The sequence below is a fragment of the Burkholderiales bacterium genome, from assembly GCA_013695435.1.
Lineage (GTDB): Bacteria > Pseudomonadota > Gammaproteobacteria > Burkholderiales > JACMKV01 > JACMKV01.
The window spans coordinates 1-9,694 of record JACDAM010000068.1 but is presented as its reverse complement, the minus strand read 5'-3'; the positions used below and the strand labels follow the sequence as shown (position 1 = coordinate 9,694).

The window sequence follows — 9,694 nt, the reverse complement described above, 5'->3', positions numbered from 1 at the left end:
GTTGTTGCGCGAAGTGAGGACGTCGGCCGCTTCGGCGAAATGGGTAATCAGTACAACGGCGGCGAAAATGATGAGTGACCGCATTTCGACTATCGATGACGCGAAGGCGAAAGTGTTTGAAAAAACTCTACTTCATAAGTGGTGACGTGGCAATGACGCTCTCCTCCGTTCGTTCGCCTATACTCGAACCTGCAAATGGTCATGACTTCCGGCGAGGCCTGCCCGAATGGCAGCATCGGATATCGTTATTCTTTCGGGAACGAGCGCTGACCCTTACCTGCAATCGATATCTCAAGCGCAGTTTCAAGGCGGATCACCCGTCCTGTCAGGTCCTCTATTTTTTGCTGTTGTGTTTGCATCTGCCCCGCCATCCGTTCGATCTTGTCATTCATCTTGATGACCGTAGTCAAGGCATCCCAAAGTTTGTCGGAGATCGCCATCAGACAACCTTCTTACGAGGACGCCCCGCTTCCATTTGCTCGATTCGCTTTTGCGATTCGGCCGCGAACTCCAGGCTCGCATCGAGCGCCTTGGAGGCTTTCGCTCCGGTGCTCTTGATTTGCTCGATCAATCGCTCGAGCACGTCATCGACGTCATCCGGCTGGTACGCTTCTGCGGCTCGGCGGACGAATTCCCCGACAGTCAAATTCGCTGCCTTCGCCTTCTTGGCGATTTTCGCCTTTTGATCAGGGGTCACGGGGACCTGAATTCTCTCTGTCGCAGCTGGCATACAGGGTCTCCAAAAATATGTGCATCACATGCACATGATAGAGGGGTGACCACAAAAGGCCAGCGTGAAAAACACAGCTACCGGAGATAACCCAAGACGGATCACCAAAAGATCCGCATCGCGTAGCCGCTGCGATTTGCCTCCAGTGATATGTCCATTACATGCATATGTGAGCGTACCTTTATCCTTCAAATCTCTGCACCATCAGCGTCAGCGATTAATGCCGATCCGCCGACTCACTTTGTGCTCGCCTGGAGCAATTTCAAGACTCGCTCGAACACCTTCAGCGCCGCATCCGGGGTCTCATCGAACTGCGCTCGCACTATCGCGCCGTCCATCGCCAAAGCGGCAGCCTGCGCATTCTGTCGGCGTTGTCTCGATGGCGGCAACAGGCTCGCGATGACATCCGTAATCTCCTGCTTATGGCGCCGTGCGATCTCGGTGATCTCAGGCAGAGTGCTGCCCAGTTCTCCTACGCTATTGATGAAGGCGCAACCGCGATAGCTGTCGTCGCGGAGCCATTCAGCCAACGTTGGTACCAGCGCATTCAGGCCTGTATTGCGGCGCGCGCTTCCGTGGCGTTGCAGCGCCTCGATAAACCAACTCAGCCAGCGCTCATGCCGGTACTCAAGGTACGCGCGGATGAGATCGTTCTTGCTGGGAAACTGCCGATAGAAGGTGACTTTGGTCACACCCGATTCCGCGATCACGCGGTCGATGCCGGTCGCGCGGATACCATCCCGGTAAAAAAGCTCATGCGCGGTCAGCAGTATGCGTTCGCGCGGCGGGAGATCGTGTATGACTTCACTATCGGTACCTTGCATATCGCCATTGTAGACAGACCTGTCCACATTCGGTAGTCTCCCTCTATTGCGTAGACAGACTTGTCTACAAGCCCCGAGGAGACAACCATGGAGAACAAACCGCCGCTTCCGCCGTTCACGCCGGATACCGCGGCCCGCAAGGTGCGCATGGCGGAGGACGCCTGGAACACGCGCGACCCCGACCGCGTCGTGCTCGTCTACACCGAGGACACCCGCTGGCGCAACCGAGCCGAATTCCCCGTCGGCCGCGAGCAGGTGCGTCAGTTCCTCCAGCGCAAGTGGGCCAGGGAGCTCGACTACCGGCTGATCAAGGAGTTGTGGGCCTGCGCCGGCGCTCGGATTGCGGTGCGGTTTGCCTACGAGTGGCACGACGACTCCGGGCACTGGTTCCGAAGCTATGGCAATGAAAACTGGGAGTTCAACGAGCAAGGCTTCATGATGCGCCGCTATGCGAGCATCAACGATCTGCCGATCGAGGAGTCCGACCGCAAGTTCCTGTGGCCACTGGGCCGTCGCCCGGACGACCATCCTGGATTGAGCGACCTGGGGTTGTAAACAACCAGGGGATCACAGTATCAACGCCTCGAACTCTTAGCGCGCCTCGATAAACCAACAGGCGCACGAGGTTCGCGACCGCCCTTGGAAGGACGCGCCCAGAAAGCCGATCCCGGCCGCAATCGAAGGTCAGAGGCTCGCACTCGGGGCGTTACCCGCTGACGAAGCAAACCCTCGAGAACAGTCGCGAAGCCGCAACGCGCATTCATTGCCAATCGCCCGTGCCGAAGCGGTCGCGGCCCAGAAGCGTATAGAAAATTCCGAGCGTCCCTCTGCTCTGAGATCTATCGCCAAAGCCGGGAAAGCCGATGTCGCGCCGGGACAACTGATATTTCACGGAGACTGCGTGCTGGCGGTAAATGCGCCAGGTGAGCGACGCATCCGCGCGTACGACATTGTCATTGCCATCGCGGTTGCCGGAGGATACGTCGCTGATGAAGAATTCGCGGGCAGTCAGATCGAGCGATACCCTGTCCCCGACGATCAATCGCAACGCTGTCGCCGCCTGCGGGGCGACGCCGTAGTTATTCGCCCGTTCGTCCTCGATGGCGCCTATGGTACTGACGGTAGCGTAGCCGACTCCAACCAGACCCGTCCCCTGCAACGCGATGGAATCGGATAGCCGCCATTCCGCGGTTGTGCCGACAGATACGGCTGTGCTGGCAAGACGAAAAACCTGCGGCGCGAGGTAGGTGTAACTGCCGTAAAGGCCCCAGATTCCGCGATATGTTTTGCCGACTTCGTAGTCGGTTCCGATTAAAAGCCCGCGCGTCATGACACTCTCCAGACCGATCGCGCTCGATAGCGATCCCTGGAAGGTGAAATAGTCGAAAGGCCGCTTGTAGGCATAACCGGACTTGCCGGGCAAACCATAATCGAGCGCAAAGTCGACGACTGCTTCATGGCGTTTCGCCTCTCTCGCAGTGCCGGGCTGGTCTTGTGTTGCCGAATTCACGCCGAACTGCACCCGGCTGTAATACTCGGCATCGCGGCTTGCGAATATCCCGTCGAATCGTTGGCCAGAGGCGAGACGGTTGAAGCCGACCGGGGGCGAAATCGCCGCCGCAGCGATCTCACGCCAGAACCGCGATCCTCTACCCTGTTCGAGCCAGAGATTGGACATGCGGAACAGCGCTTCGCCGAGGAAACTGCCGCCGATGCCGGACGCGATCTGATCGTTTTCCGATGGCGGCGTCGTTTCCCCGCCTATTTCCCATAAGGCGCTGCCGACAAAAGTATAGACCGAGCTTTCCCAATAGCCGAGCCCGGACGCTCGTGCGAAGCCGTGGTACATCGATCCCTGATAAGGATGGCCGATCTGGTTGATGCTGAAGCTGTCGCGGTCGACGACCCACTCCCGGCCCAGATTGCGCCTGATCGAGGAGAAACTCGTGTTGTAATCGCAGCATCCGAAATAGGCGCGGTTGAACGCATTCAGCAGCGTGTCGAAACCAAGAATCTCGAGTGCCGGAATGAGGTAGCTTTTCTCGCTTCCCCACGCTGGAATCGCAGTCGTGGGCTCGATGTTGGCCGCGTGCGCAGGCGCTGCGTTGCTTTGCGCGTACAATGCTCGTCGATCGAAAATGAGAGAGTTTTGGGGGAGTTTCAGGCCTGATGAAAACGTGATGGGCGCAGCGCCGGGATACGTTGCAATCGCGCGGCGGGCTGATCCCGCTTGTGCTGCCGGAGTATCGATCGCGGCGGGCTCCTCGGCGAAAGCTGTAGATGAAAACAGGATCAGCACGAGGACGGCGCTGCAAAGCGCGCTGATCGAATTGGGCGCCTGCCGCAACCGGCTTGCGGTTCGCGTGCCGCTTCTTTTCATCGCGCATCGGCGCTTGCCGGTGTCATACATTCGGTCCGGCTCCGGCAAGCGAGTGTGCGCTGGGCGAAGTGCACGAGGCGCATCGCCCGGCGTCAGGGCGGCAAGCAGTAATGGATGTGCGGGTGCATCGACTGTGCGGCATGACGACTCCTCGTGGGAAGTAAATGGCGATGACCGGACTGACCGATCGATCCCACCCGTTGATTGAAACATTCGATGACTCGAATCGAACGCGGGCGCAGCGCTTTACAGGCGCGTACGGTCGGGGCCATTATCGGATACCGATCAAAATTAATTTGTTGACAGGTCTGCTCGCAAAATCATCGCCGAAAACAACCCAACCACGCCATCACGTTCATGCCCGAAACAAAAAACGTTCCTACGCCTCCTGCGCGCCTCGCGCGCACCGATCCTCTTTATATCGTAATGAACATGGGTTCAGGCGATCGCGATTCAGAAACGGCCGCCAGGACTGTCAACGAGATACTCGACGCGGCGGGCCAGCGTTACGAACTGCTCGTGGTCGATGATCCCAGCAAACTCGGCGAAATCGCCGAGCGCGCTGCCGGCTTGGCCGAGCAGAATAGAGGGGCGGTCGTGGCTGCCGGTGGCGACGGCACGATCAATGCCGTAGCGCAAGCGACGCTGCGGAAAAACCGGCCGTTCGGTGTGATCCCGCAAGGCACATTCAATTATTTCAGCCGCGCGCACGGCATCTCGTCGGATACCGGGGAGTCTACGCGGGCGTTGCTTGATGCCAGTATTCAGCCGGTTCAGGTCGGCTTGATCAACGACCGTCTTTTTCTGGTCAACGCCAGCCTAGGCCTGTACCCGGAATTGCTCGAGCGTCGCGAAACCGACAAGCAGAAGTTCGGCCGCCACCGCTTCGTCGCTTTCTGTTCGGGCTTGATGACTTTGCTGCGCGAGCACCGCCAGCTCGTTCTCAGCGTCGCGCGCGAAGACGGAACCGAGAACACGTTGCGCACGCCGACGTTGTTCGTCGGCAACAATCCCCTGCAGTTGCAGCAGATCGGCATCGCGCAAGCCAGCGCTGTGCCGCACGGCGAATTGGCCGCCATCACGGTTCGGCCGATCGGCGCGATAGCCATGCTGGGGCTGGCGCTGCGCGGCGCGATGAGCAAACTGGGTGATTCGGATAATGTGTACAGCTTCGCCTTCCAGCGCATGACGGTGCGGCCCTGGCTGCCTTCCGGCCGTCGCCGGGTCAAAGTGGCGATCGACGGCGAGATTACGACGTTGGCCACACCGCTGTGTTTTCGCGTGGGACCTTCGCTGCAATTGCTGGCACCAGCGCCAGCCTCGGATCGTCGAATGTAGCGAACGACGCGAACGCGCCATGAGTACCGTTCTGCACATTTCAGACACGCACTTCGGCACCGAACAGCCGGCGGTCGTCGAGGCGTTACTGCGTCTCGCGAATGCGCAAATGCCCGATCTGGTCGTACTTTCGGGCGACGTCACGCAACGCGCCACGCGTTCGCAATTCATAGCCGCCAGACGCTTCGTCGATCGGCTGCCGGCGCCTAAGCTGGTACTCGCCGGCAACCACGACATCCCGTTGTACAACGTCGTCGCGCGCACGTTGACGCCTTATAAAAACTATCAGCGCCAGTTCGGCGCGGCGCTCGATCCGCAGTTCGAATCCGCCGATCTGCTCGTGGTTGGGATAAAGACGACGCGGCGCTATCGCCATAAGGACGGCGAGGTGTCGCCCGATCAGATCCGCCACGTGGCACAGCGGCTGCTTCTGGCCAAAAGCCGCCAGTTACGCATCGTCGTGACCCATCAGCCGGTTCACGTGACGCGGGCGCGGGACGAAAAGAATCTGCTGCATGGCGCGCGCGACGCGGTGCGTTCTTGGGCGAAGGCGGGAGCCGATCTGATACTGAGCGGCCATATTCACCTGCCGTTCGCCGCCCGCTTGAGCGATCGTTACGGCGACCTGGCTCGCGGGTTGTGGATTGCCCAGGCAGGAACCGCGGTGTCGTCGCGGGTGCGCCACGAGGCTCCCAATTCGGTGAACCTGATCCGGCACGAATCAGGCAGCGCGAATGAGCATTATCGTATCGAACGCTGGGATTACGCCGCGGCCAGCACTCGTACGGCCCATGGCGAATTCGTTTGCGTAAATGTCACGTCCGTAGATCGCCAGCCCTGCAAGGTAGGGGATAGGAATAGGGATAGGGGATAGAAAACAGAGTCCACACGGGATGCGTCGATTACGCTATCCGATTTCCCGTTTAAATTGCCTGCATCGCTGACGATAAAAGCCGGCTTGCCATGCCGGCTTTTTCGCTGCCTCCCCGCAGATCGTTGCGCTAATTTTCTTACTGCATTTTTTCCAGGCTTTTGCCCCAGATCTTGCCATCCGAACGGCCTTTCAGGTATCCAAAGAGACCGTCGATGTTATCAGCGACCGCAGGAACCGTTTTGAAACCGGCCATCAGCGTTCCCGGGCGCCCGTTCATCACCGTCTCCTTGAAATTTTCCTTGGAGAGCTTCTTCATCCCCTCGACAAGGTTCGCGCCGCCGCCCATTCCGCCTGTGGCATCGCGGCCGTGACAAGATACGCAGACGCTCGTGTACGTCGAGTAGCCCTTATAGGTATTCTCGTCGACCTTCTTGCCCTCTTCGCTCGCCTTGTAGGGGGCGCCCCCAGCGTCGGCCTTGGCGGCGTCGGCACCATAAGCGAAGGAAGGTATGGTCAGGAATAGACTTGCAATCAGTGCGGATATTTTCATTGTGTTCATCCAATGTCAGGGGTTAAAAACAAGGTACTTAGCGAGGTGTGTCAGTTTGGTTAAGGCCGAATACCGGCAGAGGTTGACTGAAGGGAGCGGGAGACGTGCTATATCAGGTGATAAAACAGAACGCTGAATCGTTCCTGGAACCGTTTCCACAAGGAGCGCTTTTGCCATTGCGCGAGCTCGACCTGATGCGCATGCTTCAGATCGCTGCGGAACAAGGCATCCATCTGCCCGCCGAATTCCTGCCCGAAGATTACGGCGTTTGCTTCGCCGTTATGCACGAAACTGCGGTAATCCAGATTGCTCGATCCGACCGTCGACCACAGACCATCTATCACAGCTGTCTTTGCATGCAAGAGACGATCGTCGCGTTCGTAAAGTTTGATGCCGGCTTTCAGTAAATCTTCATAGTTGGAATGGGAAGCCTGCAGCACGATTCTGGAATCGGTAAAGCCCGGCAGCAGGATGCAAACGTCGACACCGCGTTTCGCCGCGTCTTTCAAAGCGCCGAGGAATTCATCGTTCGGAAGAAAATACGCCTGGGTGATCCAGATGCGCTCGCGGGCAACTGCGATCGCGGCGAGGTAGGCCTTGTAAATGCCATAATCGTCTCCGCCGCCGGTGGTCGAAATCACGCGGACAAGGTCATGACCGACGGGTTTGGGCAGCGCGCGAGCGCGCACATCCGATTCGGCGCCAGCCCCGCCTGTCTTCACCCAGGTCGCCAGAAATAGCTCTTGAATTCTGGCTGCCGCCGGCCCGTCGATGCGCACCTGCGTATCGCGCCACTCGCTATCGCCGTCTTCCTTTCTTTCGCCGAGAGAGCCCGAGCCGCTCGAATAAACGCTGCTGATGTTGATGCCGCCGATGAATGCTGTCTTGGCGTCTACAACCAGCATTTTCCGGTGATCGCGTTGGTTGGCTCGCCAGAAAGCCAGAACGTCCACGCCGTCCACGGGGCGGAATTCGCGCACCTGGACGCCGTGAGAACGCAAACGGTTGAAATATGCGTCCGAGCTGGTCAGGCTGCCGACCGCGTCATAGATCACCTTGACCGTCACACCGGCGGCGCGGCGTTCGAGTAGCGCCTCGGCGAACCGCCTGCCGACCTCGTCGTCGGCTAGCGTATAGGTCTCGAGGTGGATAGTGCGCTTCGCCTTCCGAATGGCATCGAACATGGCCCCGTAGGTGGCCGGCCCATTGATCAGCAGCTTTACCTCATTCCCAGCAAACAGTACCCCGTTGTCTATCGCCTGATCGGCCAGCACAAAGCGTTTGAGATGAGTTGTCTCGTCGCCGCCTGCCTGCTTTAGCAGCTCGCGCTGCGGCTCTCTCTTGTCGCCGCTGATTTCGATTTTTGACGAAGACGTGGCGACTTCCCGCGCCACTTGCTTCTGCGTCGGCAGCGCCGCGCAGGCAGCGAACTGGCACAGCAGCACGCCGATGAACATGCTAGCGCTTACCCTGGGCGGCACATCTGGCCTTTTATTGAAGGTTCCTGTCAGTCGATCACCCATGAGCTCTGCTTCCCCGGAATTGGCTTCGACGATAAGTGTTTGCTTTTGCACGACTCTTTCTCGAATACGATTCTTTGCAATGCGGGATTGGCAAGAACCATTCCGATCAATGGGCAGACCGGATAAAGCGGAAGCTTCGTGAAAAACCGCGTGGCAGGAAACAACGGGTTATCGCAAAATGCCTTGCATTGCCATTGGCATAACTTACCTGCCTTGAATGGTGTCAAGGGTGGGGCGCAATAACGTGGGAAGCGTGGAAGGAACTACACGATCGCGAGAGCGTGGAGAGTCGGCGCCCTGGTTTCGAACTCGATTCAAATGCGATCTTGATGCGGCGGTGCGCCTACTGAACTCGAACCAGCGACGAAGGAGGGGTTATGGGTCTGCCCGAGTTCGAGAGGGCACAAGCAGCCCGTTGCGAAGTCAGGGCTGCGGTGGTGGGCCTTGCTGGACTCGAACCAGCGACCAAGGGATTATGAGTCGCAGGAAAGAAGAAAACCTGCATAACCGGCAATACACTAAAAACAATCAAACCATAGGCCTACTGTTTTGGCTTGTTGCCTGTTTTTCTCGTTTGTGTCCCGCGGTGTCCCGCCAACGTCCCACGGAAAGCAAATCGTGTGCGCTGAGACCTGGTCTCGAACCGTCAGGAATGACTTCAACACCGGCAAGCGCGAAAACTCCGCCCAAATGGCCGTTGAAGCGGATGGAGGAGCGCGAGGAGTCCAAACGTTGCGCTCAGTTCGACGAACATTACAAGTCCGCCGATGCCGATAAAATTGCTCGTTCCTCTTTTCCTCGATTGGCCTCATGCGCCAACTGTATAACGCTCGCGAAGCGCAGCAAGCAGTGTTAGATCTTCCTTTATCTGTGCGGGTCGGGCACGCATCCCGGCGGCGCAGCGAAGCGAATACCTCCTTAATACTCGCCACCGAGGCGCAGCTGATTTGGCGGATCAAGAAAGATATCCGTCTGCCCTGCGAGAAGCGGCTGGCCTATGGTTCTTATCTGAGGCGTATCTACCCCTCTGAGAAAGATAGACGGCACCAGACTAAGGGACTGACCGTGAGGGTGATCGAATACCGTCTCGACGGCGTCGCAGGAGCCGAGCCGATCTACCGCTGGGTCCCGAGCCTTCTGTAGTGCGGCGCAAACTCCCTGCCTTCCACGCTATTCCCCCTGGAGACCGGAAAGCGTTTCATGAAAGCGTGCTCGAGGAGATTCTGCAGGAGCGAGTCGCCTCCCTCCGCGACCGACGCAATCCACGCGGCGTCAACCGAAAGATGAGCAACTTCCCGCTGCGTCCCCGTCTACGGATCCACTACCGCCAGTCAACATCAAAAAGGCCATCCGAATTGTTAAGCGACGAGTATTGCAGCTAAGCCCGTTTGTCCTTCGAGGTTTGCGGGTAGAACTGGATTAACTGGACTTGGGGACCTTCGCCCCGGTAATGGGCGGGCCAGGATGAGGTATGC

General features: G+C 58.5%; 10 protein-coding genes. 4 read left to right on the top strand and 6 right to left on the bottom strand.

The genetic code is table 11. The features are described from left to right. Positions 1-245 precede the first annotated feature (245 nt). The 3 genes from H0V78_04105 to H0V78_04095 form a co-directional block, all read right to left on the bottom strand. The gene (locus H0V78_04105; protein ID MBA2350988.1) at positions 246-440 is read right to left on the bottom strand and encodes a hypothetical protein; all 195 of its coding nucleotides are present in this window, start codon (positions 438-440) and stop codon (positions 246-248) included. Then, entirely contained in the window at positions 440-697 is a 258-nt protein-coding gene (locus H0V78_04100) for a hypothetical protein (protein ID MBA2350987.1), read from the bottom strand. The genes H0V78_04105 and H0V78_04100 overlap by 1 nt, the downstream gene beginning before the upstream one ends. A gap of 269 nt (positions 698-966) precedes the next feature. Then, positions 967-1,554, bottom strand: a complete 588-nt coding sequence (locus tag H0V78_04095; GenBank protein MBA2350986.1) for a TetR/AcrR family transcriptional regulator — start codon at positions 1,552-1,554, stop codon at positions 967-969. An 87-nt stretch (positions 1,555-1,641) separates the two neighbouring features. On the opposite strand from H0V78_04095, the gene H0V78_04090 reads away from it, so the two are divergent. After that, entirely contained in the window at positions 1,642-2,109 is a 468-nt protein-coding gene (locus tag H0V78_04090) for a nuclear transport factor 2 family protein (GenBank protein MBA2350985.1), read from the top strand. 205 nt (positions 2,110-2,314) lie between these two features. Here the strand turns inward: H0V78_04090 and H0V78_04085 are convergent, their stop codons facing one another. Continuing rightward, complete coding sequence (locus H0V78_04085; protein ID MBA2350984.1) at positions 2,315-3,964, bottom strand: DUF3943 domain-containing protein; 1,650 nt, start codon at positions 3,962-3,964, stop codon at positions 2,315-2,317. A 327-nt stretch (positions 3,965-4,291) separates the two neighbouring features. Here H0V78_04085 and H0V78_04080 point away from each other — a divergent pair, with 327 nt between their 5' ends. After that, on the top strand, positions 4,292-5,272 hold the full coding sequence (locus H0V78_04080; GenBank protein MBA2350983.1) for a diacylglycerol kinase: 981 nt from the start codon (positions 4,292-4,294) through the stop codon (positions 5,270-5,272). A 19-nt stretch (positions 5,273-5,291) separates the two neighbouring features. Next, entirely contained in the window at positions 5,292-6,146 is an 855-nt protein-coding gene (locus tag H0V78_04075) for a metallophosphoesterase (GenBank protein ID MBA2350982.1), read from the top strand. A gap of 136 nt (positions 6,147-6,282) precedes the next feature. Here the strand turns inward: H0V78_04075 and H0V78_04070 are convergent, their stop codons facing one another. Together H0V78_04070 and cls are read right to left on the bottom strand one after the other, a co-directional pair. Beyond that, on the bottom strand, positions 6,283-6,696 hold the full coding sequence (locus H0V78_04070) for a c-type cytochrome (protein MBA2350981.1): 414 nt from the start codon (positions 6,694-6,696) through the stop codon (positions 6,283-6,285). Between the two features lie 107 nt (positions 6,697-6,803). Further along, a complete protein-coding gene (gene cls, locus H0V78_04065; GenBank protein MBA2350980.1) occupies positions 6,804-8,270 on the bottom strand; it encodes a cardiolipin synthase in 1,467 nt (488 codons plus the stop codon). A 759-nt stretch (positions 8,271-9,029) separates the two neighbouring features. Here cls and H0V78_04060 point away from each other — a divergent pair. Beyond that, positions 9,030-9,362: a hypothetical protein gene (locus tag H0V78_04060; GenBank protein ID MBA2350979.1), complete on the top strand. Its 333-nt coding sequence runs from the start codon at positions 9,030-9,032 to the stop codon at positions 9,360-9,362. The last annotated feature ends 332 nt before the right edge of the window (positions 9,363-9,694 follow it).

Excerpts from the sequence above, each read along its gene's own strand:
- H0V78_04080 (MBA2350983.1), top strand. The coding sequence starts at position 4,292 with ATGCCCGAAACAAAAAACGTTCCTACGCCTCCTGCGCGCCTCGCGCGC.
- H0V78_04090 (MBA2350985.1), top strand. The coding sequence starts at position 1,642 with ATGGAGAACAAACCGCCGCTTCCGCCGTTCACGCCGGATACCGCGGCC.
- H0V78_04070 (MBA2350981.1), bottom strand. The coding sequence starts at position 6,696 with ATGAAAATATCCGCACTGATTGCAAGTCTATTCCTGACCATACCTTCC.
- H0V78_04105 (MBA2350988.1), bottom strand. The coding sequence starts at position 440 with ATGGCGATCTCCGACAAACTTTGGGATGCCTTGACTACGGTCATCAAG.
- H0V78_04075 (MBA2350982.1), top strand. The coding sequence starts at position 5,292 with ATGAGTACCGTTCTGCACATTTCAGACACGCACTTCGGCACCGAACAG.
- H0V78_04085 (MBA2350984.1), bottom strand. The coding sequence starts at position 3,964 with ATGTATGACACCGGCAAGCGCCGATGCGCGATGAAAAGAAGCGGCACG.
- H0V78_04095 (MBA2350986.1), bottom strand. The coding sequence starts at position 1,554 with ATGCAAGGTACCGATAGTGAAGTCATACACGATCTCCCGCCGCGCGAA.
- H0V78_04060 (MBA2350979.1), top strand. The coding sequence starts at position 9,030 with ATGCGCCAACTGTATAACGCTCGCGAAGCGCAGCAAGCAGTGTTAGAT.